Source organism: Streptomyces sp. A18 (assembly GCF_059026065.1).
Genome location: NZ_JBWLKL010000001.1, coordinates 443,636 through 469,198, shown reverse-complemented (window position 1 = coordinate 469,198; position 25,563 = coordinate 443,636). Strand labels below are relative to the sequence as shown.

Here is a 25,563-nt window from a genome sequence, read left to right as displayed (position 1 = left end):
CACCGTGATTTTCCGGCTGTCAGTGGCGGGTGGCAGGATCGGAGACATGTCCGATGCGCTCGATGCCTCTCCCTATGACGCCCTGCTGCTGCTCTCGTTCGGCGGCCCCGAAGGCCCCGACGACGTCGTCCCGTTCCTGGAGAACGTGACGCGGGGCCGTGGCATCCCCAAGGAGCGGCTCAAGGAGGTGGGGCAGCACTACTTCCTGTTCGGCGGGGTCAGCCCGATCAACGACCAGAACCGCGCCCTGCTGGACGCCCTGCGCAAGGACTTCGCAGAGCACGGCCTGGACCTGCCGGTCTACTGGGGCAACCGCAACTGGGCGCCCTATCTGACCGACACCCTGCGCGAGCTCGTCCGGGACGGCCACCGCCGCGTGCTCGTCCTCGCGACCAGTGCGTACGCCTCGTACTCGGGCTGCCGCCAGTACAGGGAGAACCTGGCGGACTCCCTCGCCGTGCTCGCCTCCGAGGGCCTGGAGGTGCCGCGCGTCGACAAGCTGCGGCACTACTTCAACCACCCCGGCTTCGTCCGCCCCATGATCGACGGGGTCCTGAAGTCCCTGGCCGAGCTCCCCGACGCCGTACGCGAAGGGGCGCACCTCGCCTTCACGACGCACTCCATCCCGACCGCGGCGGCCGACACCTCGGGGCCCGTCGAGGACCACGGGGACGGCGGCGCGTACGTCGCGGAGCACCTGGACGTGGCCCGGCTCATCGTCGACGCGGTGCGCGAGGAGACCGGCGTCGAGCACCCCTGGCAGCTCGTCTACCAGTCGCGCAGCGGGGCCCCGCACATCCCGTGGCTGGAGCCGGACATCTGTGACCACCTGGAGGAGCGGCACGCCGCGGGCGCACCCGCCGTGGTGATGGTCCCGATCGGCTTCGTCTCGGACCACATGGAAGTGCTGTACGACCTCGACACCGAGGCCGACGCCAAGGCCGCGGAGCTGGGCCTGCCGGTCCGCCGCTCGGCCACGGTCGGCGCCGACCCGCGGTTCGCCGCCGGGATCAGGGAGATGGTCCTGGAGCGGGCCGACGCCGAGAGCGGGCGCGAGGTCGCGCCCTGCGCCCTGGGCGCGCTCGGCGCGAGCCACGACCTCTGCCCGGTGGGCTGCTGCCCCTCGCGAGCACCGAAGCCCGCGGCCGCGGGCGTCGACAGCCCGTACGCGTAACTCACGAAGGCACCAGGAGCACCGTGACCGACCCCGCAGACCAGCAGCTCAAGGCCGAACTCCTCGGCGTCGCCCTGGAGGCCGCGCACCGCGCCGGAGCCTTCCTGCGCGACGGACGCCCGGACGACCTGGGCGTGGCCGCCACGAAGACCAGCGCGGTCGACGTCGTCACCGAGATGGACATCGCCTCCGAGAAGCTGATCACCGACTTCCTCGCCGAGCGCAGGCCACAGGACGGCGTGCTCGGCGAGGAGGGCGCGAGCTCCGAGGGCAGCAGCGGCGTCCAGTGGGTGATCGACCCCATCGACGGCACCGTCAACTACCTCTACGGACGCCCCGATTGGTCCGTGTCCATCGCCGCCCGCAAGGACGGCGAGACGCTCGTCGGCGTGGTGCACGCCCCCATGCGCCGCGAGACCTACCGCGCGGTCCTCGGAGAGGGCGCCTTCGTCAACGACAAGCCCGCGCACACCCGACCCGCGCCCCCGTTCGAACAGGCCCTCGTCGGCACCGGATTCGGGTACGTGGCCCAGCGCCGCGCCCAGCAGGCCGAGGTGGTCCGGCAGCTGATCCCGCTGGTCAGGGACATCCGCCGCGGCGGCTCGGCGGCGATCGACCTGTGCGATGTCGCGCTCGGCCGCCTGGACGCGTACTACGAGCGCGGCCTCAACCCGTGGGACTTCGCGGCCGGTGACCTCGTCGCCCGTGAGGCGGGCGCGCTGACCGGCGGACGTCCCGGCGATGCCCCCACGGGCGAGTTGACCGTCGCGGCCCCGCCCGGCCTCTTCGAGGACCTGCAGGGCCGCCTGGAGACGCTCGGCGCCTGGCACGACTGATCAACCGTGCGGTCCCGCACGGACCACACGCACGCATGCGCACACAGAAGGGCCCCGGCATCTCGTCCACGGATGCCGGGGCCCTTCCGCCGGTTCTGCCGGCGAGATGGATCAGGCGTGCAGCGCGCCGACCTCCACCCCGTGCTCGGCGGCCAGCCGGTGGAGATCTTCCAGCTCCGCCTGCTCGACCTCGGCAAGGAAGTCGTCGCCCGTCTCACGGGCCTTCGTGAGGTCGGACTCCGTGGCCTTTATGCGCTGCAGCAGTCCTGCGGTAAAAGCGTCCATGGTTGCGCCCCCTCGGCTGGGTCGTGGGTCGATGGCACGGGGGTGTGCCCTCAAGGAAGGGGCGATCACGTCTCAAGCCGCCCGCCCTGGAGAAGCGGGTTGTGGCGCGCCACATACAAAGCGTGATCGCGGGTGTGAGGTCGTCCTCCCCGGGCTCCCTTCCACGGAAACCTCAACCGTCGGAGAAAATCCCGCATTCCCGTCCGGGGCACCGCCTTGCGACGGCCGGGACCCCCCGCCTTACAGCCGGTTTATGGCCGAAAGGGGCAGGATGGAGGCCACACCCCACGAACAGACCTGCCCGCAGGGGCACAGAGGAAGGACAGCGCCGTGCGCGTACTCGTCGTCGAGGACGAGCAACTGCTCGCCGATGCGGTGGCCACCGGACTACGCCGGGAGGCCATGGCCGTCGACGTCGTGTATGACGGAGCGGCCGCCCTGGAACGTATCGGGGTCAACGACTACGACGTCGTGGTGCTCGACCGGGACCTCCCGCTCGTGCACGGCGACGACGTCTGCCGCAAGATCGTCGAGCTCGGCATGCCGACCCGCGTCCTGATGCTCACCGCGTCGGGCGACGTCAGCGACCGCGTCGAGGGCCTGGAGATCGGCGCCGACGACTATCTGCCCAAGCCCTTCGCGTTCAGCGAGCTCACGGCACGCGTGCGTGCCCTGGGCCGGCGTACGAGCGTGCCGCTTCCGCCCGTCCTGGAGCGCGCTGGGATCAAGCTCGACCCGAACCGCCGGGAGATCTTCCGGGACGGCAAGGAGATCCAGCTCGCCCCCAAGGAGTTCGCCGTCCTCGAAGTGCTGCTGCGCAGCGAGGGCGCCGTCGTCTCCGCCGAGCAGCTCCTGGAGAAGGCCTGGGACGAGAACACCGACCCGTTCACGAACGTGGTCCGGGTGACCGTCATGACCCTGCGGCGGAAGCTCGGCGAGCCCGCCGTCATCGTGACGGTGCCCGGCTCCGGTTACCGGATCTGATCCCCGGTGGCCGCGACCCCGGCGCCACCAGCAGCGCCTCCGAAACCCACCTGGGACCCCCGGAAGGCCGAAGTGCCCTTCCCGTGGCTGCGCCCCACGATCCGCATACGGCTCACTCTGCTCTACGGCGGGATGTTCCTGATCGCGGGCATCTTGCTGCTCTCGATCATCTATCTGCTCGCCGCGCAGGCCCTGAACGTGGGGACCGACCTGCCGTTCGCCATCGAGGGCGGGTCCACGGTGAGCAGCAAGACCTGCCACAACCTGCCGACCGGGACCCAGATCCCCGCGGATCAGCTCAACTCCGCACTGAACGAGTGCGTCAACAAGATGCGCCAGAACGCTCTGGACAACCTCCTGAGCCGCTCACTGCTCGCCCTCCTCGGGCTCGCGGTGATCGCCTTCGCCTTCGGCTACGCGATGGCGGGCCGCGTCCTGTCGCCGCTCGGCCGCATCACACGCACCGCGCGCAGGGTGGCCGGCACGGACCTGTCCCGGCGCATCGAACTGGACGGTCCGGACGACGAGTTGAAGGAGCTCTCCGACACCTTCGACGAGATGCTCGACCGCCTGGAGCGGGCCTTCACCGCCCAGCAGCGGTTCGTCGGGAACGCCTCGCACGAACTGCGCACACCGCTCGCGATCAACCGCACGCTGCTCGAGGTGCAGCTCTCCGACCCGGCGGCGCCCCCCGAGCTCCAGCAACTCGGCAAGACGCTGCTCGCCACGAACGAACGCAGTGAGCAGCTCGTGGAGGGCCTGCTGCTGCTCGCCCGCAGCGACAACCAGATCGTGGAGCGCAAGCCGGTCGACCTCGCCGAGGTCGCCGACCGCGCCGTCGACCAGGTGCGGTCCGAGGCCGACGCGAAGGGCGTGGAGATCCGAGGGGAGCGTGGCCCGGCGGTCGTCCAGGGCAACGGCGTCCTCCTGGAGCGCATCGCCCTGAACCTCGTCCAGAACGCCGTGAGGTACAACGTCCCGGACGAGGGCTGGGTCGAGGTCACCACGGAGGCCCAGCACGGCCAGGCGGTCCTCGTGGTGTCGAACACGGGCCCCGTGGTGCCCGCGTACGAGATCGACAACCTCTTCGAGCCGTTCCGGCGGCTGCGGACCGAGCGCACGGGCAGCGACAAGGGCGTGGGACTCGGCCTGTCGATCGCCCGGTCGGTGGCGCGGGCCCACGGGGGCCGTATCATCGCGGAGCCGCGCGAGGGGGGAGGGCTCGTGATGCGAGTCACCCTTCCTCTCTGAGATGCTGCCGCGGACGCGCCGACGTGTTCGCTTTGCGCGGAATTTTCTGGACCTGTTCCTGGAGATTCCGTGTGCGATCGATCACAGGGGCGAATTTTCGGCCATCTACTCTCCGTGATCGTGAAAGTCGTCGGAAAGCCGGGAAAATCCGGGTTTTCAGGGGTCTTGATCACGGGAAGTACACGGGGTGGCACCTGTGAAGTGCGACATTCGGACCGTGTACGGTCCCGATCGCCATCCAAACCGATCACCTCTTCAGGGGTGCGGTTGGGTGTCGATTGAGTAACAGACCTTGATGTGAGGCAAAATCTCCGCCTCAGGTCGGGCACAAGTCCGGCCTCTCACGCGTTACGTGCGCTGAGACACCGCAGACACCCAGAGGGGGAGAGCGACATGGCAACGGACTACGACACCCCACGCAAGACCGACGATGACGTCAACGAGGACAGCATCGAGGAACTCAAGGCGCGGCGGAACGACAAGTCGACCTCGGCCGTAGACGTCGACGAGTTCGAGGCCGCAGAGGGCCTTGAGCTGCCCGGCGCGGACCTTTCGAACGAGGAGCTCGCCGTTCGGGTGCTCCCGAAGCAGCAGGACGAGTTCACCTGCATGAGCTGCTTCCTGGTGCACCACCGCAGCCAGCTGGCCAGGGAGAAGAACGGCCAGCCGATCTGCCGCGACTGCGACTAGGGCAGGGTCGGCCGTGACAGGCTCGACCCCGCCGAGGAAGCGCCGCTTCCGCAAGCGCGGAGCGGACCAAGGAAGCGTCGCCCCCGACGGCGTGCGTGACGACGAGCGGGGCTCTTCCCCCACAGGAACAGCCTCGCTCGGACCAGCGAACGCCCTGGAGGTGGCGCACGACGAGACGGCGGCCGGCACAGCGCCTGGGACCAGCGGGTCCAAGGGCCGCGTTGCCGCCGTCACGGACGGAGTCAGGGCGGGCGTACGCATGAGCGGACGCAGCGCCAAGGCCGGGATCGGCTACCTCGCCGACCGGATCATCGAGAACGCCCCGCGCGTCCCGATCCGCGACCTGGCCACCCTCCGCAAGCAGTTCCCGGGCCTGGACCCCGAGCGGCTCGCGGACAAACTCATCTCCGGCGCGGCCAACGCGACATCGACCGTCGGTGCCGGAGTCGGCGCCGCCGCGATGATGCCCGTGCCGCCCGCGATGCCCGCGGAGATGGCCGCCGAGATCACCGGCGTCGCGGCCATTGAGCTGAAGCTGATCGCCGAACTCCACGAGGTCTACGGCCGGCGTCCGCCGGGCAACCTCAAGGAGCGCAGCTCCGCCTACCTCACCGCGTGGACCGAGGAGCGCGGCATCGACGTCGTGAAGCCCGCGTCGATCAACGCCGCGCTCGGCGGCCAGATGAAGCGCGAGCTGCGCCAGCAGATCATGAAGCGCATGGTGCGGAACCTCCCGAACCTGATGCCCTTCATGGTGGGCGCGGCGGTCGGGGCCGTCATGAACCGCCGGGACACCAAGAAGCTCGCTGAGCGGGTCCGTGCGGACCTGCGGAGGTCGCAGGTGCCCTGGGACGCCCTGCCAGAGCTGCCGCCCCTTGAGCAGCCCGTGAAGCCCCTCGACCCGCTGCGCCGCGGCACGCCGCCGAAGGAGCTGGGGCACTGACGCGGCAGGCTCGCCGCACGTCCCCGAGCAGCAGTCCCCAAGAAGCGAGCAGCAGTCCCTAAGAAGCCCGTACCGCGGTCAGCGCCGCCGCGAGCGCCTCGGGGTCCCGCGTCGACACGTACACGTACGGGGTCGGGTCCTGCGGGTCCGTGATCTCCACGCGCAGTGCCGTGGGGATGTAGGCGCGCAGCAGCATGAAGGCGCGCGGGTCGGCCTTCGGGCCGCGCCAGGCGCGCGCCCCTTCCGCGTCCAGGACCACCGGCTCGCCCAGGGCGGAGACCGGGATCTTCGCGTCGCCCACGACGAACGAGTCGGCCACCACGCGGATCCGCGGGGAGCCGTACGCACTGGTGACGACCGCGGCGACCGCCGTCCCCGCGACCAGGCCGCCGAGCAGCGGCAGGGTGCCGAAGGGGAGCATGATCAGCGCCATCGCGACGCCGACCAGGACCGAGACAAGCCACCAGGAACGGGGCGCCGTCAGGCGTTCTTCGTAAGGCTGCATGTAAGCAAGCTTGGCACGATGAGCTGAGTCGCTGGGGCTGGGGGCAGTCAGCGCGCAGCGCTGTCAGGCAGGGCGGCGGTGGGAGACGGGTGGGCGGGTAAGGTCTGCGGCTGTGAGTGGTACTTCAGCAGCTCTGACGCCCCCGGCCGACGCAATAGCGCCCGTCCGCCACCCCGACGCGCCCGCCCCCGGCGAGCTCATCGGAGCCCATTACGAGCACTGTTTCGGCTGCGGCGGAGGACAGGCCCATGGGCTGCACCTCGCGGCGTACGCCGGTGAAGGCGTGGGCGTCACCGCCGAGTTCACCGTCCGGGAGGCCCACCAGGGCGCGCCGGGTCTCGCCCACGGCGGAGTGCTCGCCACGGCGCTCGACGAGACGCTCGGCTCGCTGAACTGGCTGCTGCGGGTGATCGCCGTGACCGGGCGGCTCGAGACCGACTTCGCGCTGCCCGTGCCGCTGGGCACCGTGCTCTTCCTCGAGGCCGAGGTGACCGCCGTGGCGGGGCGGAAGATCTACTCCCGGGCCACCGGGCGGATCGGCGGCCCCGACGGGCCCGTCGCCGTCCGTGCCAAGGCCCTCTTCATCGAGGTCAAGGTCGACCACTTCGTCGAGAACGGCCGCCCGGAGGAGATCCGGGCCGCCATGGACGACCCGGACCAGCTCCGCCGTGCCCGCGCTTTCGAGGTGAACCCGTGACCCCCGCATCCCGTCCGGAGCTCGACGTCCTGATCCGTCGCGTCGACTCCGAGGTACCGCTGCCGTCGTACGCGCAGCCCGGTGACGCCGGAGCGGATCTGCGGACCACCGAAGCGCGCGAACTGGCCCCGGGTGAGCGGGCGGTGCTGCCCACCGGGGTGTCTATCGCGCTGCCTGAGGGGTACGCGGCCTTCGTGCACCCGCGATCCGGTCTCGCCGCCCGCTGCGGTGTCGCTCTGGTGAATGCCCCAGGGACGGTGGATGCCGGGTACCGTGGAGAGATCAAGGTGATCGTGGTGAATCTCGACCCGCGCGAACGCGTGCGGTTCGAGCGCTTCGACCGGATTGCCCAACTGGTCGTCCAGCAGGTCGAGAAGGTGCGCTTCCGCGAGGTGGCGGAGCTTCCCGACTCGGCGCGGGCCGAGGGGGGCTTCGGGTCCACCGGCGGCCATGCCGCTGTGGGCGTCGGCTCGGGTGAACAAACGGGTGGGAATCGATACGCATCGGTCGTATCTGACCGGGAAGGACAGTGACGTGTTCGGACGTCGCAAGAAGGACAGTGCCGCCGAGGACGCGGCGGGCGAGGCCGAGCAGGTCGTCGAGGACCGTGACGCCGCCGACAGCGACGACACGGCCGCGGCGCAGTCGCGCGTGAGGCTCGAGCCCGAGCCCCGCCCCGACGGCCCCTGGGATGTCTCCGAGGTCCGGGAGCCCGGCGAGGGCCGGGTGGACCTGGGCGGCCTCTTCGTACCGGGTGTCGAGGGCATGGAGCTGCGGGTGGAGGTCGCGGGTGACGCGATCGTCGCGGCGACGGTCGTCCTCCAGGACAGCGCCATCCAGCTCCAGGGCTTCGCCGCCCCCAAGAAGCAGGGCATCTGGGGCGAGGTCCGCGAGGAGATCGCCTCCGGCATCACGCAGCAGGGCGGTGTCATCGACGAGGTCGAGGGCCCCCTCGGCTGGGAGCTGCGCGCGCAGGTGCCGGTGCAGTTGCCGGACGGCACGGGCGGGGTGCAAGTCGTGCGCTTCATCGGTGTCGACGGTCCGCGGTGGTTCCTGCGCGGGGTCATCTCCGGCCAGGGCGCGGTGCAGCCGCAGGCCGCGGGGCTGCTCGAGCAGATCTTCCGGGACACCGTCATCGTGCGCGGCGACGGCCCGATGGCGCCCCGCGACCCGATCGTCCTGAAGCTGCCGGACGACGCGCAGATGGTCGCCGAGGGCGCTGTCCAGCAGGAGCAGCAGGAGGGCTCGCGCTTCTCCGGCGGCATGGGCCAGCTCCAGCGGGGCCCCGAGATCACCGAGGTGCGTTAGGCACGCGCCCCGACGTGCTGAGGCGCCTCCGGGCGCCCTGATCACGAAGTAGAGGCCGGTGGGCCGTACTCCCCGACGGGAGTGCGGCCCACCGGCGTTTTTGCAGGTGAGGGCGGGAAAGCGCAAGCAGCCGTAAGAGAGCCGTCAATGGAGTGCCGACGGACGTAAGGGAGCCGTCAACGGCGGTCGAATCCAGCCACGGAGGGGGTTTGCTCAAGACGTCAGATCAATCGCATCTCATCTAGGAGCACACGATGGCCGACGTGGCCTTCGTCGTCACCACGATCGCGGTATTCGCGCTGGTGGCGTTCATCGCCAAGGGGGTGGCGAAGCTGTGACTGCCGAGAACATCGTCGGTCTCGTCGTGGCCGTCGCCCTGCTGGGCTATCTCGTCCTCGCTCTCGTGTTCCCGGAGAGGTTCTGAGTACGACATGAGTCCTGTTCTTGCTGGTGTGCTCCAGTTCCTGGCGCTGATCGTCGCGCTGGCCCTGGCATACCGTCCGCTGGGCGACTACATGGCCAAGGTCTACTCCTCCGAGAAGCATCTGCGCGTGGAGAAGTGGATCTACAAGGGCATAGGCGCCAATCCGAACGCCGAGATGCGCTGGCCCGCCTATCTGCGCGGGGTGCTCGCCTTCTCCGCCATGAGCGTGCTGTTCCTGTACCTGCTGCAGCGGCTCCAGGGCTCGCTGCCCGGGTCGCTCGGCTTCAAGTCGATCGATCCGGACCAGGCGTTCAACACCGCCGCGTCCTTCGCGGCGAACACCAACTGGCAGTCGTACTACGGCGAGCAGGCCATGGGCCACGTCGTGCAGACCGGCGGCCTTGCGGTGCAGAACTTCGTCTCCGCGGCCGTGGGCATCGCCGTCGCGGTGGCCCTGGTGCGGGGCTTCGCCCTCCCCCACTCTCGGCTTCGCTCGAGCGGGGGGACCCCCATCCGCACGGGGGAGTTGGGGAACTTCTGGTCCGACCTGGTGCGTGGTGTCGTACGCATCCTGATCCCGATCTCGGTGATCGGCGCGCTCGTCCTCGTGGCCTGTGGCGCGATCCAGAACTTCTCCGGGATCCACGGGGTCGGCCAGTTCCTGGGCGGCAGCCAGCAGTGGAACGGCGGGGCGGTGGCCTCCCAGGAGGTCATCAAGGAGCTGGGCACCAACGGAGGCGGCTACTTCAACGCCAACGCCGCCCACCCCTTCGAGAACCCCAACGGCCTGTCCAACCTGTTCGAGATCTTCCTGATCCTGGTGATTCCGTTCGCCCTGACCCGCACCTTCGGCCGCATGGTCGGCAGCGTGCGGCAGGGATACGCGATCCTCGCCACGATGGTGACGATCTGGGTCGGGTTCACCGCCCTGATGATGTGGACCGAGTTCCACCACGGCGGTCCGGCGTTCGACGCCGCGGGCGGCGCGATGGAGGGCAAGGAGACGCGGTTCGGGATCGCCGGTTCGTCGATCTTCGCGGTGGCCACCACCCTTACCTCGACCGGTGCGGTCAACTCCTTCCACTCCTCGTACACCGGGTTCGGTGGCGGAATCACGATGCTGGGCATGCAACTGGGCGAGATCGCGCCGGGTGGTACCGGGTCGGGTCTGTACGGCATGTTGATCATGGCCATCATCGCGGTGTTCATCGCCGGCCTGATGGTGGGCCGTACGCCGGAGTACCTGGGCAAGAAGATCGGCACCCGCGAGATCAAGCTGGCGGCCTGCTACATCCTGGTCACCCCGGCCCTGGTGCTCGGCTTCACGGCGGTGTCGATGGCGCTGCCCACGCCCAAGGACTCAATGCTCAACTCCGGGGCGCACGGCTTCTCCGAGATCCTCTACGCCTTCACGTCGGGCGCCAACAACAACGGTTCGGCCTTCGCCGGCCTGAGCGCGGACACGAACTGGTTCAACACCACGATCGGGCTCGCGATGCTGCTCGGCCGGTTCCTGCCGATGGTGTTCGTCCTGGCCCTCGCGGGTTCGCTGGCCGAGCAGAAGCCGATCCCGGCGACCGCGGGCACGCTGCGTACCGAGAAGCCGCTCTTCACGGGGCTGTTGGTCGGCACCATCATGATCATCACCGGTCTGACCTACTTCCCCGCGCTGGCCCTCGGGCCGCTCGCCGAGGGGCTGGCGTCATGACCACCGACATCAAGAAGCCAGAGGAGCCCGGCTCCATGTCCACCGCCACTCCCACCCGTGCGCCGCACCAGGACCTGCCCGGCGGGCACAAGGACAGCGGCCGTGTCGGCGGGGGTCTGTTCGACCCCAAGCAGCTTCTCAAGTCCTTCCCGGACGCGGTGAAGAAGCTCGACCCGCGGGTGATGGTCAAGTCTCCCGTCATGTTCGTGGTGCTCGTCGGCTCGGTGGTCACCACGGTCCTCGCGGTCAAGGACCCGGGGGACTGGTTCGGCTGGGCGATCGCGGTCTGGCTCTGGCTGACCACGATCTTCGCCAACCTGGCGGAGGCGGTGGCGGAGGGCCGCGGCAAGGCCCAGGCGGACACCCTGCGCAAGGCCAAGACCGACACGGTCGCCCGCCGCCTCAACGGCACGATCGAGGAGCAGGTGCCCGGCACCGAGCTGCGCATCGGCGACCTGGTCGTCTGTGAGGCGGGCGACGTGATCCCCGGCGACGGCGACGTCGTGGACGGTGTCGCGAGCGTCGACGAGTCGGCGATCACCGGTGAATCGGCCCCGGTCATCCGGGAGTCGGGCGGTGACCGTTCAGCCGTCACCGGCGGCACGAAGGTCCTCTCCGACCGCATCGTCATCAAGATCACGACGAAGCCCGGCGAGACGTTCATCGACCGCATGATCAACCTGGTCGAGGGCGCGGCCCGGCAGAAGACGCCCAACGAGATCGCGCTCAACATCCTCCTCGCGTCCCTCACCATCGTCTTCCTGCTCGCCGTCGTCACGCTCCAGCCGTTCGCCGTGTACGCCGGTGCCGAGCAGTCCATGATCGTGCTCGCCGCGCTCCTGGTCTGCCTGATCCCGACGACCATCGGCGCGCTGCTCTCCGCGATCGGCATCGCGGGCATGGACCGCCTCGTCCAGCGCAACGTACTGGCCATGTCCGGGCGGGCAGTCGAAGCCGCGGGCGACGTCTCGACGCTGCTGCTCGACAAGACGGGCACGATCACGCTGGGCAACCGCCAGGCCGCCGAGTTCGTGCCGGTGCGCGGGACGACCGAGGCCGAGCTCGCGGACGTCGCCCAACTCTCTTCGCTGGCCGACGAGACGCCCGAGGGCCGCTCCATCGTCGTACTGGCGAAGGAGAAGTACGGGCTCCGCGAGCGCCACCAGGGGGAGTTGGAGGGCGCCGAGTGGGTCGCCTTCACCGCGCAGACGCGGATGTCGGGTGTCGACCTCGTCCAGAACGGCACCGGGCGCAAGGTGCGCAAGGGCGCGACCGGTTCGGTCGTCGCCTGGGTCACCGAGAACGGCGGCACCGTCTCCGAGGACGCCCAGGCCCTGACCGACACGATCTCGCAGGCCGGTGGCACACCGCTCCTCGTCGCGGCGGAGGACGAGAAGGGCGCGCGGGTACTCGGCGTCATCCACCTGAAGGACGTCGTCAAGGAGGGCATGCGGGAGCGGTTCGACGAGCTGCGGCGCATGGGCATCAAGACGGTCATGATCACGGGTGACAACCCGCTGACCGCCAAGGCGATCGCGGACGAGGCGGGCGTGGACGACTTCCTCGCCGAGGCCACGCCCGAGGACAAGATGGCGCTGATCAAGCGGGAGCAGGCCGGTGGCAAGCTCGTCGCGATGACCGGTGACGGCACGAACGACGCGCCCGCCCTGGCCCAGGCGGACGTGGGCGTGGCCATGAACACCGGAACCTCGGCCGCCAAGGAGGCCGGGAACATGGTGGACCTGGACTCCAACCCGACCAAACTCATCGAGATCGTCGAGATCGGCAAGCAACTCCTGATCACCCGGGGCGCGTTGACGACCTTCTCGATCGCCAACGACGTCGCGAAGTACTTCGCGATCATCCCCGCCATGTTCGCCGTGGTCTATCCCGGTCTCGACAAGCTCAACATCATGAACCTGTCGTCCCCGGAGTCGGCCATCCTGTCGGCCGTCATCTTCAACGCGCTGATCATCGTCGCGCTCGTGCCGCTGGCCCTCAAGGGCGTGCGGTACCGGCCGATGAGCGCGGACAGGATGCTGCGGCGCAACCTCGGCATCTATGGGCTCGGCGGCCTCGTCGCCCCGTTCATCGGCATCAAGATCATCGACCTGATCATCTCCCTCATTCCCGGGCTGTAGTTTCCTGAAAGCGTGCTGATCGTCATGAACAACTCCGTTGGAAGCACGGCGCGGTTGTTGGGAGCGGGCCTGCGTGCCCTGCTCGTACTGACCGTGATCTGCGGTGTCATCTATCCGCTGGCCGTCACCGGGATAGCCCAGGGCCTGTTCAACGACAAGGCCAACGGCTCCGAGGTGAGGGTCGACGGCAAGGTCGTCGGCTCCGAGCTCATAGGGCAGCGGTACGACCTGCCGCTGAAGAAGGGCCAGGAGACCCCGGACCCGGACCTGAAGTGGTTCCAGCCCCGGCCGTCCAACGGCCTCGGCTCCAACCAGGATTCGGGCGTGAACACCCAGTACGACCTGATCCTGTCGGGTGCGACGAACCTGTCCGGCGACAACGCGGACCTGATCGCGAACGTCAAGGCCGCCAAGGCCGCCGTGGTCAAGGACAACTCCACGGCCGACTTCAAGGTCAAGCCCTCGGACGTGCCGGCCGAGGCCGTCACCTCATCGGGCTCGGGCCTGGACCCGCACATCTCCCCGGAGTACGCGGAGTTGCAGGCGCACCGAGTGGCCGAGAAGAACAAGCTCGACGTGAACAAGGTCGAGAAGCTGGTCGACGAGCACGTCGACGGGCGGATCCTCGGCTTCGTGGGGGAGCCCCGGGTGAACGTCCTCGAGCTCAATGTCGCGTTGAGGGAACTGGCTGCCGCGAAGAGCTGACGCTGGATCAACTCCGTTCAAGTTTACGGTGGTTCGGCTGTGGCCCGCAGTGACTCGGTCATTCTGATCGGAGCATTGCGGGCCACATTCGCGTACGTCCATGTTGTGCCGGTCACGCGGGGAAGGGGAGTGCGTGGCTCTGGTGGGCGCGTCCGGATCCGGCAAGTCCACCCTCCTGCCGATCCTCTCGGGGCTCGATCCGCCGACCGCGGGGGCGGGTGCGGGTCGGCGGTCGCCTCCGCCAACGGGGAGGAGTTCACGGTTCTGGACCGGGCGGGGCGATTGCAGCTGCCGTGCGACTACGTAGAGCGCTATGGGCTGTGCCGGTGTGTGCGGCTCACGCAGGAGCCGGGCCACATCGGCGTCTGGGGCGAGGGGCCGGACGAGGCCCCGCCCGGCCCGTGAGCAGGAGCGCTGTCGTCCCGTGATTTCCCGTGCACGGCACCTCTCACTTCATGCCTTGACGGAAGCATGGTCCGTACCTATGGTCTCGGGCCAACGCGCATGTTCAGAAAGACACTTGAAGTTCACATACGAGAATGGATGGCCCTTCGCATGGCTGACACCCCCACACCCGTGCGCCACCACCGCAGACCCCGCACGGCAGTCCTCGCGACGCTCGCCACCGTGGTGACCGCCCTGGTCGCCACCCTCCTCGCCTGGCCCGGCACCGAGCGCGCCGACGCCGCGCCGAGCACCTTCGTGCACCCCGGAGTCACCGTCTCCCGCGGACAGTTGGACTACACCAGGGAGAAGGTCAACGCGGGCGCCCAGCCCTGGAAGGGCGCCTACGACCAGATGATGGGGAGCAAGTACGCCTCCCTGTCCCGCACGCCCAAGCCCCGCGCGGTCGTCGAGTGCGGCTCCTACTCGGACCCCAACCACGGGTGCACCGAAGAGCGCGAGGACGCGATAGCCGCGTACACCACGGCGCTCGCCTGGTACGTCACCCGTGACGACCGCTACGCCAAGAAGTCCATCGAGCTGATGGACGCCTGGTCCGGCACGATCAAGGACCACACCAACAGCAACGCCCCGCTCCAGACCGGCTGGGCGGGATCGTCCTGGCCCAAGGCCGCCGAGATCATCAAGCACACGTACACCGGCAGTTGGGGCAACTCGGGCCGCTTCGCGACCATGCTGCGCAACGTCTACCTGCCCGAGATCATCAACGGCTCCAACTCCAACGGCAACTGGGAGCTGTCGATGATGGAGGCCGCCATCGGCATCTCCGTCTTCATCGAGGACAAGGGGTCGTACGACAAGGCGATGGCGAAGTTCCGTACGCGCACCGCCGCGTACGTCTACCTCGCCTCCGACGGCGATCTGCCCAAGACCGTGCCGAGCCAGAACCTGGACACCCGCGCGAAGATCGTCAAGTACTGGCAGGGACAGGGCACCTTCACCACCGGGCTCACCCAGGAGACGTGCCGCGACTTCACCCACACCGGATACGGGCTCTCCGCGATCTCCCACGTCGCCGAGACCAGCCGCATCCAGGGCCAGGACCTCTACAAGACGGACGTCGGCGAGCGGCTGCGCCAGGGCCTCGGCTTCCAGGCCAAGTACGAACTGGGCGAGGCCCCGCCGAGTTCGCTCTGCGGCGGCTCGGTCCACCGGGGCCTCGGGCCCGTCACCGAGGTCGGCTACAACGCGCTCCACAACCGCCTCGGCCACGCCATGACCAACACCCAGAAGCTCACCGAGAGGAACCGTCCGGCAGCTTCCAACAACCTGTTCGTCGCCTGGGAGACCCTGACCCACGCGGACAACCCGAGCTGATCCGGACCTTGTTGGGTCGGGCGTCCGGTGACCATACTGGCGCCCGGCCCAACAGGACCGTACGGGGGAGTGGGCATGGCGGAGAGCGCGGTCGTCGTCGAGGACCTGCACCGGACGTACGGCAACGGCGCGTCCGCCGTGCACGCCCTGCGCGGTGTCTCCTTCGCCGTCCCCCGCGGTGAGCTCGTCGCCCTGAAGGGGCGGTCGGGGTCCGGCAAGACCACCCTGCTCAACCTCGTCGGCGGGCTCGACACCCCGGACACGGGGAAGATCACCGTCGAGGGTCTCGCGCTCGCGGGCCTCGGCGAGAGCGGCCTCCTGGAGTTGCGCCGCGACCGCGTCGGCTTCATCTTCCAGTCCTTCGGACTCATCCCGATCCTCACCGCCGCCGAGAACGTCGGCGTGCCCCTGCGGCTGCGCAAGACCGACCCCCGCGAGCGTGAGGAGCGCGTCGCGCTGCTGCTCGCCCTCGTCGGCCTCACCGACCACGCCGAGCAGCGACCCGGCGAGCTCTCCGGAGGACAGCAGCAGCGCGTGGCGATCGCCCGCGCGCTCGCCAACAGGCCCTCCCTGCTCATCGCCGACGAGCCCACCGGACAGCTGGACGCCGAGACCGGGCTCGCGGTGATGGAGCTGCTGCGCGCCGTCGTCCGCGGCGAGGGCGTCACCGCCCTGGTCGCCACGCACGACGCGGCGCTGCTCGACCTCGCCGACCGGGTCCTGGAGCTGAGCGACGGCGCGATCGTGGAGCGCTGAGCCCCCGCCGGGACGGCGGGGAAGGCTGGACGGCTGGGACGGCAGGGCGCGCCGGACTCCCACATCAGGGTTACGTCAAAGAGCGTGCCCCGGGGCACCTTCGTCCGTTATGCGGGAATTGTTGGCCGTAAGGTCGACGCTGCGTACAGAGCAGTTTCGGGAAGACAATGGGGCCATGGCACGCGGCAAGCTTCGGATATACCTCGGTTCGGCACCGGGCGTCGGCAAGACGTACGCGATGCTGTCCGAGGCGCATCGCCGCATCGAGCGCGGCACCGACTGCGTCGTGGCCTTCGTGGAGCACCACGACCGACCGCGCACCGAGGTGATGCTGCACGGCCTGGAGCAGGTGCCCCGCAAGGACCTCGACTACCGCGGCAGCCTCTTCACCGAGATGGACGTGGACGCCGTCCTGGAGCGTGCGCCCGTCGTCGCCCTCGTGGACGAACTGGCGCACACCAATGTCCCCGGGTCCCGCAACGCCAAGCGCTGGCAGGACGTCGAGGAACTCCTCGCCGCCGGCATCGACGTCGTGTCGACCGTGAACATCCAGCACCTGGAGTCGCTCGGCGACGTCGTCGAGTCGATCACCGGCGTACGCCAGCGCGAGACCGTGCCGGACGAAGTGGTGCGGCGCGCGGACCAGATCGAGCTCGTCGACATGTCGCCCCAGGCGCTGCGCCGCCGCATGGCCCACGGCAACATCTACAAGTCCGACCGGGTCGACGCGGCGCTGTCCAACTACTTCCGGCCCGGCAACCTCACCGCCCTGCGCGAGCTCGCGCTGCTCTGGGTCGCCGACCGGGTCGACGAATACCTCCAGCAGTACCGCGGCGAGCACGGCATCCGCTCCACCTGGCAGGCCCGCGAGCGCATCGTCGTCGGCCTCACCGGCGGCCCCGAGGGACGCACGCTCATCCGCCGCGCGTCGCGGATGGCCGCCAAGGGCTCCGGCAGCGAGATCCTCGCCGTCTACATCGCCCGCAGCGACGGCCTGACCGCGGCATCGCCCAAGGAACTCGCGGTCCAGCGCACCCTGGTGGAGGACCTGGGCGGCACCTTCCACCACGTCATCGGCGACGACATACCGGCGGCGCTGCTCGATTTCTCGCGCGGCGTCAACGCAAGCCAGATCGTCCTCGGCTCCTCGCGCCGCAAGACCTGGCAGTACATCTTCGGACCCGGCGTCGGCGCGACGGTAGCCCGCGAATCGGGTCCCGACCTCGACGTCCACATCGTCACCCACGGCGAGGTCGCCAAGGGCCGCGGCCTGCCCGTGGCCCGCGGGGCGCGGCTCGGGCGGTCCCGGAGCATCTGGGGCTGGATCGTGGGCGTGGGTGGCCCGGCGCTCCTGACGTTGCTCCTGACCCACGTCGACGTGGACCTCGGTCTCGCCAACGACATGCTGCTGTTCCTGACGCTCACGGTCGCCGCCGCGCTGCTCGGCGGTCTGCTGCCGGCCCTGGCGTCCGCGGCGGCCGGTTCGCTGCTCCTGAACTACTACTTCGCGCCACCGCAACACCTGTGGACGATCTCCGACTCCAAGAACATCGTCGCGATCATCGTCTTCGTGGGCGTCGCGATCTCCGTGGCCTCCGTGGTGGACCTCGCCGCCCGCCGCACCCACCAGGCCGCCCGGCTGCGTGCCGAGTCGGAGATACTGTCCTTCCTCGCGGGCAGCGTGCTGCGCGGCGAGACGAGCCTGGACGCCCTCCTCGAACGCGTACGGGAGACCTTCAGCATGGACTCCGTGGCCCTCCTGGAGCGCGCGAGCGACGTCGCACCCTGGACCTGCGCGGGCCGGGTCGGCAACGGCCGCATGCTCGAACGTCCCGAGGACGCGGACGTGGACATGCCGGTCGGCGACCACATGGCGCTCGCCCTGTCCGGCCGGGTCCTGCCCGCGGAGGACCGCCGGGTGCTCGCCGCGTTCGCCGCCCAGGCCGCCGTGGTCCTGGACCGCCAGCGGCTGAAGTCCGAGGCCGACCAGGCCCGCACCCTCGCCGAGGGCAACCGCATCCGCACCGCGCTGCTCGCCGCCGTCAGCCATGATCTGCGTACGCCGCTCGCCGGTATCAAGGCCGCCGTCTCGTCCTTGCGCTCGGACGACGTCTCCTGGTCCGAGGAGGACCAGGCCGAGCTCCTCGAAGGCATCGAGAACGGCGCCGACCGCCTGGACCACCTGGTCGGCAACCTCCTGGACATGTCACGCCTGCAGACCGGCACCGTCACCCCGCTGATCCGTGAGATCGACCTGGACGAGGTCGTCCCCATGGCGCTCGGCGGTGTCCCCGACGGCAGCGCGGACCTCGACATCCCCGAGACGCTGCCCATGGTCACCGTCGACAAGGGCCTCCTGGAGCGGGCGGTCGCCAACATCGTCGAGAACGCCGTCAAGTACAGCCCCGGCGCCGAACCCGTCCTCGTCTCCGCGAGCACGCTCGGCGACCGCGTCGAACTACGCGTCGTGGACCGCGGGCCCGGTGTCCCGGACGCCGCCAAGGACCGCATCTTCGAGCCGTTCCAGCGCTACGGTGACGCTCCGCGCGGCGCGGGCGTCGGCCTGGGCCTCGCGGTCGCACGCGGCTTCGTCGAGTCCATGGGCGGCACGATCGAGGCGGAGGACACCCCCGGGGGCGGCCTCACCATGGTCCTCACCCTGCGGGCGGCGGCGGGTGGACCGCCGGTCGTGCCCGACCTCTCCGCCCAGGCCACCTCATGACCACCGAGATGGCCGGAACCGACCAGACCCAAAGGCCCGAAAGGCAGGTACAGATGACCCGGGTGCTCGTGGTCGACGACGAGCCGCAGATCGTACGCGCCCTCGTCATCAACCTGAAGGCGCGCAAGTACGAAGTGGACGCGGCTCCGGACGGAGCCACCGCGCTCCAGCTCGCCGCCGCTCGCCACCCCGACGTGATCGTGCTCGACCTCGGTCTGCCCGACATGGACGGGGTCGAGGTCATCAGGGGCCTGCGCGGCTGGACGCGCGTCCCGATCCTGGTGCTCTCCGCGCGGCACAGCTCGGACGAGAAGGTCGAGGCGCTCGACGCGGGCGCCGACGACTACGTCACCAAGCCGTTCGGCATGGACGAACTCCTCGCCCGGCTCCGCGCCTCCATCCGCCGGGCGGAGCCCACCGGAGCCGGCGAGGACGACGTGATGGTGGACACGCAGGACTTCACGGTCGACCTGGCAGCCAAGAAGGTCAACCGCGACGGGCGCGACGTGCGCCTGACGCCCACCGAATGGCATCTGCTCGAAGTCCTGGTGCGCAACACCGGGCGCCTGGTCAGCCAGAAGCAGCTGCTCCAGGAGGTCTGGGGCCCTTCGTACGGTACGGAGACGAACTACCTGCGCGTCTACATGGCGCAGCTGCGCCGCAAGCTGGAGGCGGACCCCGCGCATCCGCGGCACTTCATCACCGAGCCGGGAATGGGTTACAGGTTCGAGCGATGAGTCAAGGGTCGAGGTCGGGCTGAGCGGGCATAAGCACAGATGAGCGCACCCATTGCGGCGCTGTCGGCGACCCCCGGTACGCTTCCTGTATGAGTGCTGTTCCTGGTTCCGAGAAGCCGGCAGGCCGCTTCCGGCGCATGCTCGACCGGCTGTCGTCCTCCCAGGAGGACCTGGAGTCGGAGGAGCTGCGCGAGGACGCCGAAACGGCTGGGTGTACCCGTATCGGAGACTGCCAAGACCGCCAGATAGTCACGGTTACTGGTACCTTGCGCACGGTCACGCTGCGGCCACGCGCCGGGGTCCCCGCCCTGGAGGCGGAGCTGTTCGACGGCTCCGCGGCACTGGACGTGGTGTGGCTCGGCAGGCGCTCCATCGTGGGGATAGAGCCGGGGCGCAAGCTGATCGCGTCCGGCCGGGTCTCCATGAGCCGGGGCCGCCGGGTGCTCTTCAACCCGAAATACGAACTCAGACCCCTCGGACGGGAGTAGCCGGTGACGTCCCTCGATAAGCCGACGGACCAGGGAACCACGGACGAGGAAGCCGATTCCAGAGCCGTGACCGAGGCCGCGCTCTTCGAGGCCTTCGGCGGTGTGCGGGGCTTGGTGGAGACCGTTCTCCCCGGCCTCCTCTTCGTGACGATCTTCACGATCAACAAGGACCTGCACATGGCGGCCATCGCGGCCCTCGCGGTGTCCCTGGTGCTCGTGGCGGTCCGCCTGGTCATGAAGGACACCGTGAAGCACGCCTTCAGCGGCGTCTTCGGTGTCGCCTTCGGTGTGGTCTTCGCAATGATGACCGGCAACGCCAAGGACTTCTATCTGCCGGGCATGCTCTACACCCTGGGCCTCGCCCTGGCCTACATCATCACGGCCGTCGCGGGCGTCCCGCTGATCGGCCTGATCCTCGGCCCGGTCTTCAAGGAGAACCTCTCCTGGCGGACCCGCAATCCCGGCCGCAAGAAGGCGTACACGAAGGCCAGTTGGGCCTGGGGCCTGATCCTGCTCGCCAAGTGCGCGATCCTCTTCCCGCTGTACTGGTGGGCGGACACGACCCAGTTCGGCTGGGTCCTGATCGCCCTGAAGATCCCGCCGTTCCTGCTCGCCGTCTGGCTGACGTGGGTCTTCCTCGCGAAGGCGCCGCCGCCGATTGACGTCTTCGCCGAGATGGAGGCCGCGGAGAAGGAGGAGAAGGAGCGGGCCTAGCCGGGGCTCCGGTTGCCGTCGATCACCGACTTCGCCGCGTCCTCAAACGCCGGACGGGCTGAAACAGATGGACGGGCTGAAACAGATGGGGGGTGCCCGGGAAATCCCGGGCACCCCCCATCCACGTACTGCGGGAGCGGCTAACCCGCAGCTTCCTCCCGGCGCACCGAAAGCAGATCCTCCAGCTGCTCCTCGCGAGCCTGGGCGGCCACGAAGAGGAGCTCGTCCCCCGCTTCAAGGGAGTCATCCGCGGTCGGCGCGAGGACGCGCGTGCCGCGGATGATCGTCACCAGTGAGGTGTCCTCGGGCCACTGGACGTCGCCGACCCGCGTGCCCGCGAGGGCCGACTCGGGCGGCAGGGTCAGCTCGACGAGGTTCGCGTCGCCGTGGCTGAAGCGGAGGAGCCGGACGAGATCGCCGACGCTCACTGCCTCCTCGACGAGCGCGGACATCAGACGCGGGGTCGAGACCGCGACGTCGACGCCCCAGGACTCGTTGAAGAGCCATTCGTTCTTGGGGTTGTTCACGCGGGCGACGACCCGCGGAACGCCGTACTCGGTCTTCGCGAGCAGCGAGACGACGAGGTTGACCTTGTCGTCGCCGGTCGCGGCGATCACCACGTTGCAGCGCTGGAGCGCCGCCTCGTCGAGCGAGGTGATCTCGCAGGCGTCGGCGAGCAGCCACTCGGCCTGCGGCACGCGCTCGACCGAGATGGCGGTCGGCGCCTTGTCGATGAGCAGAATCTCGTGCCCGTTCTCCAGGAGCTCACCGGCGATGGAGCGACCCACCGCGCCCGCTCCGGCAATGGCGACCCTCATCAGTGACCGCCTTCCTCAGGGCCTTCGGCGAACGCCGCTTCGACCTTCTCGACGTCGTCGGTGCGCATCATCACGTGCACCAGGTCGCCCTCCTGGAGCACCGTCTGCGAGGTCGGCAGGACCGCCTCGCCCAGCCGGGTGAGGAAGGCCACGCGTACGCCCGTCTCCTCCTGGAGCTGGCTGATCTTGTGGCCGATCCAGGACTCGGACGCGTGCACCTCGGCGAGCTGCACGCCGCCGGTGGGGTCGCGCCACAGCGGCTCGGCCCCGGAGGGCAGCAGCCTGCGCAGCATCTGGTCGGCGGTCCAGCGGACCGTGGCGACGGTGGGGATGCCGAGGCGCTGGTAGACCTCGGCACGGCGCGGGTCGTAGATGCGCGCGGCGACGTTCTCGATGCCGAACATCTCGCGGGCCACGCGGGCCGCGATGATGTTCGAGTTGTCGCCGCTGCTGACCGCGGCGAAGGCGCCTGCCTCCTCGACGCCGGCCTCGCGCAGGGTGTCCTGGTCGAAGCCGATACCGGTGACACGGCGGCCGCCGAAGCCGGAGCCCAGACGGCGGAAGGCGGTGGGGTCCTGGTCGATCACGGCGACCGTGTGCCCCTGTTGTTCCAGGGTTTGCGCGAGAGCGGATCCGACTCTCCCGCAGCCCATGATGACGATGTGCACGCCCGTCCTTCCGGCTGTGTCAATACTTTTTGCTCAGGCTGAACGGTAAAAGCGTCTCAGACCGACGCCCAAGCTACACACGCGCGGTCCGTGGAGGGCACCCCCGTGCACCTGCCGGTCCTCACGTCATCAGTCGACGCTGCGCAGCAGACCCTCGACGGACTTGAGCCGGTGGTCGAGCTCGACGAGCTGCAGCCGCGCCGCCTCCTGCTCGGACCTGGCACGTTCGACGACCACGCGGTACTGCTCCATCGCCTCGGCCCACTGCCGGTCGCGCTCGCGGTTGCGCTGCGACTGGAAGTAGGCGACGGCCACGATCGCGCCGGCGAGTATCAGGAAGAAGGCGACCGGGATGATCACGTCGTCCATTAAGACCCCTCTGGTGAGTGCTGTGCGCCCTCGTCCGCCGCGTCCTGCCGGACGGCCGCGAGGATCGTTTCCACGTTCAACCGCACGTCGAACGGCGCCAGTTCGAAGTACTTGAGCGCCTTGCCGTCGTCGGAGAGCTCCAGGCGGCCGACGACGAGACCGGCCTTCTCCAGACGTTCGAGGTGCATGTAGAGCAGGGGGCGGGAGACACCGAGCCGCCGCGCCAGTTCGCTGACGTACAGCTGCCCCGGGGCCAGCTCGGTGATGATCCGGAGGCGCTGGGTGTGGCCGACCGCGGAGAGGAAGGCGAGCAGCTCTTCGCTGTCCATGGTCCGCCTTCTCGCTGGTCCCGAAACCTGTCAGTCAAGGCTTACGTATGACGGGATCCACTGTCAATCCGCCGCAGGTCGGCGGCCCGTCCAGCCTTGGGCCAGCCCCGAACCAGCCCCGAGCCAGCCTTGAATCAGCCCCCGAACCAGCCTCGAATGACAGTTGACGGCTCATTCCTTCACCTGTCAGTCTCGACTTACACATGAAGGACTGGAGCATGACGAAGGGGCGGGGATGGTCATGGGGAAGCGATCGGTCACGGTGCGCGTGGCCCGATGGAGCGCACTGCATCCAGGGCGCGCGATCGTCGGGTGGCTGGTGTTCGTGGTGCTCTGCCTGGGGGGCGGCATCGCCGCCGGCATGAACAGCGCGACGTCGGAGGACTTCCGCGTCGGCGAGGCGGGCCGCGCCGAGGCCCTGGCGACCGAGGGTGGCGTCCAGATGCGCCCCACGGAACAGGTGCTGATCCGCGCCGAGTCGGGACCGCTCGACAAGGCGGAGGCGGACGCCGCCGTGAAGGACATCACCGCCCGGATGAAGTCGCTGCCGGAGGTCGCCTCGGTGGCGGGGCCGGTGAAGTCGGCCGACGGGCGGGTCCTGCGGGTCCAGGTGGAGCTGAACGGCTCCGAGCAGGAGGACCAGGAGAGCGTCCCGCCGCTCCAGGCCCAGACCGAGGAGGCCGCGAAGGCCCACCCCGGCCTGGTGATCGAGGAGACCGGCGACGCCTCCGTGAGTAAGGGCGTCGACGATCAGCGCAACGAAGACCTGCAGTTCTCCGAGGCGATCACGCTGCCCATCACCCTGATCACGCTCGCCCTGGTCTTCGGCTCGGTGGTCATGGTCGGCGTACCGCTGCTGCTCGCGATCACCTCGATCATGGCGACGATGGGCCTGGCGATGCTGGCCTCGCACCTGCTGCCCGACACCGGCGTCGGGATGAGCATGATCCTGCTGATCGGCATGGCCGTCGGCGTCGACTACACGCTCTTCTACCTCAAGCGCGAACGCGAGGAGCGGGCCCGTGCGGGGGGCCGCCTCACCTCGGAGGCCCTGGTCGAGGCCGCCGCCGCGACGGCGGGCCGCGCCATCGTGGTCTCCGGACTCGCCGTGATCGTCTCCACCACCGCGCTCTTCCTGGCGCGTGACGTCATCTTCGACTCCCTCGCCACCGGCACCATCCTGGTGGTCGCCGTCGCCGTGGTCAGCTCGGTGACGGTGCTGCCCGCGCTCCTGGTCAAGCTCGGCCGCCGCACCGAGCGCCGCGCCGCCAAGCGGATCGCCCAGGGCAAGAAGGTCCGCAGGGCGTACGGCGAGAAGGAGCCGGGCCGTGGCTGGAACGCCCTGCTCGCGCCCGCCCGCAAGCACCCCGCGCTCACTCTGTGCCTCTCGGTCCTCGTCATGCTGGGGCTCGCGCTGCCCGCACTGGACATGAACCTCAAGAACCCGGCACGCGACAGCTTCTCGCGCGACATCGAGGCGATGAAGGGGTACGACCGGCTGCTCGAAGCCTTCCCGGAACAGCGCGTCCGGCACCTGGTCGTGGTGCGGGCCGAGGCGTCGCAGGCGACCGAAGTGCGGGCCGCCCTGCGGGACCTGGACCGCCGGGCGCAGGCCGATCCGCTCTTCTCGTACCCCTCCGGTGCGCCAGTCCTCCGCTCCTCTGAGGACCGGAGGACCAGCACTCTGGAGCTCAACGCCTCCCACCCGACGTACTCGGAGAAGGCCGAAGCTTCGCTCGACCACCTCCGCCACGACCATCTCCCCGCGACCGTCGGCAAACTGCCCGGCGTAGAGACCGCCGTCACCGGCGAAGTGCCCCGCGGCACCGACTACGTGGAGCACCAGAACCAGAAGCTGCCGCTCGTCCTCGGCTTCCTGCTCCTGATGACCTTCGTGATGACGGTCCTCGCGTTCCGCTCCGTCGTCCTCGGACTGCTCGGCGCCGCCCTCAACCTGCTCTCCGTCGGGTCCGCGCTCGGGCTGCTCGTCCTGGTCTTCCAGGGGAAGTGGGCCGAGGAACTGCTCTCGTTCATCTCGCTCGACGGGATCTCGTCGCGGGTGCCGCTCTTCCTCTTCGTGATCCTGTTCGGGCTCTCGATGGACTACCAGGTGTTCGTGGTCAGCCGGATCCGGGAGGCCGCGTTGAACGGCGTACCCACCCGACAGGCCGTCATCCAGGGCATCAGCTCGTCGGCCAAGGTCGTCACCAGCGCCGCGATCGTCATGGTCACCGTCTTCGCGAGCTTCGTGATGCTGCACATCCTGGAGATGAAGCAGATGGGCTTCGTCCTCGCGGCGGCCGTCCTGCTCGACGCGTTCGTGATCCGCATCATGATCCTGCCGGCGGCGCTGCTGCTGCTCGGACGTGCCACCTGGTGGCCGTCCCGTGCGATCCGCAGGGCCGAGGAGCGTGCCGCCGGGCGGTACGGGGCCGGGGCGAGGGAGGTGCCGGAAGCACCGCAGGCCGCCGAAGAGCGTCCGCTTTCCGGGCATTGGGCGGAGCCCGGGACGGCGCGTCGTGGCTAACC

At 69.4% G+C, this 25,563-nt stretch carries 26 protein-coding genes and 1 pseudogene; 21 read left to right on the top strand and 6 right to left on the bottom strand.

Features of this window, described 5'->3' with window-relative positions; all coding sequences use genetic code 11:
* Window positions 1-46: 46 nt before the first annotated feature.
* Both AC5P1C_RS02130 and AC5P1C_RS02125 read left to right on the top strand, forming a co-directional pair.
* Window positions 47-1,174 (top strand): ferrochelatase, encoded by a 1,128-nt coding sequence (locus tag AC5P1C_RS02130; RefSeq protein WP_493863895.1) that lies wholly within the window; start codon window positions 47-49, stop codon window positions 1,172-1,174.
* Window positions 1,175-1,197: 23 nt separating this feature from the next.
* Entirely contained in the window at window positions 1,198-2,010 is an 813-nt protein-coding gene (locus AC5P1C_RS02125) for an inositol monophosphatase family protein (protein ID WP_493863894.1), read from the top strand.
* Between the two features lie 111 nt (window positions 2,011-2,121).
* On the opposite strand, the gene AC5P1C_RS02120 is transcribed toward AC5P1C_RS02125, so the two are convergent.
* A complete protein-coding gene (locus AC5P1C_RS02120) occupies window positions 2,122-2,295 on the bottom strand; it encodes a hypothetical protein (protein ID WP_167357823.1) in 174 nt (57 codons plus the stop codon).
* A gap of 330 nt (window positions 2,296-2,625) precedes the next feature.
* Here AC5P1C_RS02120 and AC5P1C_RS02115 point away from each other — a divergent pair, with 330 nt between their 5' ends.
* From AC5P1C_RS02115 to AC5P1C_RS02100, 4 genes are all read left to right on the top strand, one after another.
* Window positions 2,626-3,279, top strand: coding sequence for a response regulator transcription factor (locus tag AC5P1C_RS02115; RefSeq protein WP_135331070.1), 654 nt, complete (start codon window positions 2,626-2,628; stop codon window positions 3,277-3,279).
* Window positions 3,280-3,285: 6 nt separating this feature from the next.
* On the top strand, window positions 3,286-4,530 hold the full coding sequence (locus AC5P1C_RS02110; protein WP_493863893.1) for a sensor histidine kinase: 1,245 nt from the start codon (window positions 3,286-3,288) through the stop codon (window positions 4,528-4,530).
* Window positions 4,531-4,923: 393 nt separating this feature from the next.
* The gene (locus tag AC5P1C_RS02105) at window positions 4,924-5,220 is read left to right on the top strand and encodes a DUF4193 domain-containing protein (RefSeq protein WP_055544889.1); all 297 of its coding nucleotides are present in this window, start codon (window positions 4,924-4,926) and stop codon (window positions 5,218-5,220) included.
* A 13-nt stretch (window positions 5,221-5,233) separates the two neighbouring features.
* Window positions 5,234-6,163: a hypothetical protein gene (locus AC5P1C_RS02100; protein ID WP_493863892.1), complete on the top strand. Its 930-nt coding sequence runs from the start codon at window positions 5,234-5,236 to the stop codon at window positions 6,161-6,163.
* Window positions 6,164-6,221: 58 nt separating this feature from the next.
* Here AC5P1C_RS02100 and AC5P1C_RS02095 read toward each other — a convergent pair whose 3' ends face one another.
* On the bottom strand, window positions 6,222-6,668 hold the full coding sequence (locus AC5P1C_RS02095; RefSeq protein WP_493863891.1) for a DUF3093 domain-containing protein: 447 nt from the start codon (window positions 6,666-6,668) through the stop codon (window positions 6,222-6,224).
* Window positions 6,669-6,780: 112 nt separating this feature from the next.
* Between AC5P1C_RS02095 and AC5P1C_RS02090 the strand changes: the two genes are divergently transcribed.
* The 14 genes and pseudogenes from AC5P1C_RS02090 (at window position 6,781) to AC5P1C_RS02025 (ending at window position 20,850) form a co-directional block, all read left to right on the top strand.
* Entirely contained in the window at window positions 6,781-7,365 is a 585-nt protein-coding gene (locus tag AC5P1C_RS02090; RefSeq protein ID WP_493863890.1) for a PaaI family thioesterase, read from the top strand.
* On the top strand, window positions 7,362-7,898 hold the full coding sequence (dut, locus tag AC5P1C_RS02085) for a dUTP diphosphatase (protein ID WP_493863889.1): 537 nt from the start codon (window positions 7,362-7,364) through the stop codon (window positions 7,896-7,898). The genes AC5P1C_RS02090 and dut overlap by 4 nt, the downstream gene beginning before the upstream one ends.
* Before the next feature lies 1 nt (window position 7,899).
* Window positions 7,900-8,673, top strand: coding sequence for a DUF3710 domain-containing protein (locus AC5P1C_RS02080; RefSeq protein WP_493863888.1), 774 nt, complete (start codon window positions 7,900-7,902; stop codon window positions 8,671-8,673).
* Between the two features lie 334 nt (window positions 8,674-9,007).
* On the top strand, window positions 9,008-9,097 hold the full coding sequence (gene kdpF, locus AC5P1C_RS02075) for a K(+)-transporting ATPase subunit F (protein WP_033264828.1): 90 nt from the start codon (window positions 9,008-9,010) through the stop codon (window positions 9,095-9,097).
* Window positions 9,098-9,104: 7 nt separating this feature from the next.
* On the top strand, window positions 9,105-10,805 hold the full coding sequence (gene kdpA / locus AC5P1C_RS02070) for a potassium-transporting ATPase subunit KdpA (protein WP_493863887.1): 1,701 nt from the start codon (window positions 9,105-9,107) through the stop codon (window positions 10,803-10,805).
* Window positions 10,802-12,946 (top strand): potassium-transporting ATPase subunit KdpB, encoded by a 2,145-nt coding sequence (gene kdpB / locus AC5P1C_RS02065; RefSeq protein ID WP_493863886.1) that lies wholly within the window; start codon window positions 10,802-10,804, stop codon window positions 12,944-12,946. The genes kdpA and kdpB overlap by 4 nt, the downstream gene beginning before the upstream one ends.
* 24 nt (window positions 12,947-12,970) lie before the next feature.
* A complete protein-coding gene (locus tag AC5P1C_RS02060) occupies window positions 12,971-13,651 on the top strand; it encodes a potassium-transporting ATPase subunit C (RefSeq protein WP_493864029.1) in 681 nt (226 codons plus the stop codon).
* Window positions 13,652-13,772: 121 nt separating this feature from the next.
* Window positions 13,773-13,880, top strand: a pseudogene (locus tag AC5P1C_RS02055) (ATP-binding cassette domain-containing protein); the annotation flags it as partial.
* Window positions 13,881-14,206: 326 nt separating this feature from the next.
* A complete protein-coding gene (locus AC5P1C_RS02050) occupies window positions 14,207-15,433 on the top strand; it encodes an alginate lyase family protein (protein WP_493863885.1) in 1,227 nt (408 codons plus the stop codon).
* A 75-nt stretch (window positions 15,434-15,508) separates the two neighbouring features.
* Window positions 15,509-16,189, top strand: coding sequence for an ABC transporter ATP-binding protein (locus AC5P1C_RS02045; protein WP_493863884.1), 681 nt, complete (start codon window positions 15,509-15,511; stop codon window positions 16,187-16,189).
* Window positions 16,190-16,364: 175 nt separating this feature from the next.
* On the top strand, window positions 16,365-18,911 hold the full coding sequence (locus tag AC5P1C_RS02040) for an ATP-binding protein (protein ID WP_493863883.1): 2,547 nt from the start codon (window positions 16,365-16,367) through the stop codon (window positions 18,909-18,911).
* Window positions 18,912-18,964: 53 nt separating this feature from the next.
* Entirely contained in the window at window positions 18,965-19,648 is a 684-nt protein-coding gene (locus AC5P1C_RS02035) for a response regulator (RefSeq protein WP_493864028.1), read from the top strand.
* Between the two features lie 89 nt (window positions 19,649-19,737).
* A complete protein-coding gene (locus tag AC5P1C_RS02030) occupies window positions 19,738-20,136 on the top strand; it encodes an OB-fold nucleic acid binding domain-containing protein (protein WP_493863882.1) in 399 nt (132 codons plus the stop codon).
* Between the two features lie 3 nt (window positions 20,137-20,139).
* Window positions 20,140-20,850 (top strand): DUF3159 domain-containing protein, encoded by a 711-nt coding sequence (locus tag AC5P1C_RS02025; RefSeq protein WP_493863881.1) that lies wholly within the window; start codon window positions 20,140-20,142, stop codon window positions 20,848-20,850.
* A 140-nt stretch (window positions 20,851-20,990) separates the two neighbouring features.
* On the opposite strand, the gene AC5P1C_RS02020 is transcribed toward AC5P1C_RS02025, so the two are convergent.
* From AC5P1C_RS02020 to AC5P1C_RS02005, 4 genes are all read right to left on the bottom strand, one after another.
* A complete protein-coding gene (locus tag AC5P1C_RS02020; RefSeq protein WP_493863880.1) occupies window positions 20,991-21,668 on the bottom strand; it encodes a potassium channel family protein in 678 nt (225 codons plus the stop codon).
* Window positions 21,668-22,336 (bottom strand): potassium channel family protein, encoded by a 669-nt coding sequence (locus tag AC5P1C_RS02015; protein WP_493863879.1) that lies wholly within the window; start codon window positions 22,334-22,336, stop codon window positions 21,668-21,670. The genes AC5P1C_RS02020 and AC5P1C_RS02015 overlap by 1 nt, the downstream gene beginning before the upstream one ends.
* A 129-nt stretch (window positions 22,337-22,465) precedes the next feature.
* Window positions 22,466-22,705 carry a hypothetical protein gene (locus AC5P1C_RS02010; RefSeq protein WP_493863878.1) on the bottom strand — a complete coding sequence of 80 codons (240 nt, stop codon included), beginning with the start codon at window positions 22,703-22,705 and terminating at the stop codon, window positions 22,466-22,468.
* Window positions 22,705-23,034, bottom strand: a complete 330-nt coding sequence (locus AC5P1C_RS02005; RefSeq protein ID WP_493863877.1) for an ArsR/SmtB family transcription factor — start codon at window positions 23,032-23,034, stop codon at window positions 22,705-22,707. The genes AC5P1C_RS02010 and AC5P1C_RS02005 overlap by 1 nt, the downstream gene beginning before the upstream one ends.
* A 241-nt stretch (window positions 23,035-23,275) precedes the next feature.
* Here AC5P1C_RS02005 and AC5P1C_RS02000 point away from each other — a divergent pair, with 241 nt between their 5' ends.
* Window positions 23,276-25,561 (top strand): MMPL family transporter, encoded by a 2,286-nt coding sequence (locus AC5P1C_RS02000; protein WP_493863876.1) that lies wholly within the window; start codon window positions 23,276-23,278, stop codon window positions 25,559-25,561.
* The last annotated feature ends 2 nt before the right edge of the window (window positions 25,562-25,563 follow it).

Coding starts and splice junctions, on each gene's coding strand:
- AC5P1C_RS02130 (WP_493863895.1), top strand. CDS start 47: ATGTCCGATGCGCTCGATGCCTCTCCCTATGACGCCCTGCTGCTGCTC.
- AC5P1C_RS02120 (WP_167357823.1), bottom strand. CDS start 2,295: ATGGACGCTTTTACCGCAGGACTGCTGCAGCGCATAAAGGCCACGGAG.
- AC5P1C_RS02105 (WP_055544889.1), top strand. CDS start 4,924: ATGGCAACGGACTACGACACCCCACGCAAGACCGACGATGACGTCAAC.
- AC5P1C_RS02095 (WP_493863891.1), bottom strand. CDS start 6,668: ATGCAGCCTTACGAAGAACGCCTGACGGCGCCCCGTTCCTGGTGGCTT.
- kdpA (WP_493863887.1), top strand. CDS start 9,105: ATGAGTCCTGTTCTTGCTGGTGTGCTCCAGTTCCTGGCGCTGATCGTC.
- kdpB (WP_493863886.1), top strand. CDS start 10,802: ATGACCACCGACATCAAGAAGCCAGAGGAGCCCGGCTCCATGTCCACC.
- AC5P1C_RS02060 (WP_493864029.1), top strand. CDS start 12,971: ATGAACAACTCCGTTGGAAGCACGGCGCGGTTGTTGGGAGCGGGCCTG.
- AC5P1C_RS02050 (WP_493863885.1), top strand. CDS start 14,207: ATGGCTGACACCCCCACACCCGTGCGCCACCACCGCAGACCCCGCACG.
- AC5P1C_RS02045 (WP_493863884.1), top strand. CDS start 15,509: ATGGCGGAGAGCGCGGTCGTCGTCGAGGACCTGCACCGGACGTACGGC.
- AC5P1C_RS02040 (WP_493863883.1), top strand. CDS start 16,365: ATGGCACGCGGCAAGCTTCGGATATACCTCGGTTCGGCACCGGGCGTC.
- AC5P1C_RS02035 (WP_493864028.1), top strand. CDS start 18,965: ATGACCCGGGTGCTCGTGGTCGACGACGAGCCGCAGATCGTACGCGCC.
- AC5P1C_RS02030 (WP_493863882.1), top strand. CDS start 19,738: ATGAGTGCTGTTCCTGGTTCCGAGAAGCCGGCAGGCCGCTTCCGGCGC.
- AC5P1C_RS02020 (WP_493863880.1), bottom strand. CDS start 21,668: ATGAGGGTCGCCATTGCCGGAGCGGGCGCGGTGGGTCGCTCCATCGCC.
- AC5P1C_RS02010 (WP_493863878.1), bottom strand. CDS start 22,705: ATGGACGACGTGATCATCCCGGTCGCCTTCTTCCTGATACTCGCCGGC.
- AC5P1C_RS02005 (WP_493863877.1), bottom strand. CDS start 23,034: ATGGACAGCGAAGAGCTGCTCGCCTTCCTCTCCGCGGTCGGCCACACC.
- AC5P1C_RS02000 (WP_493863876.1), top strand. CDS start 23,276: ATGGGGAAGCGATCGGTCACGGTGCGCGTGGCCCGATGGAGCGCACTG.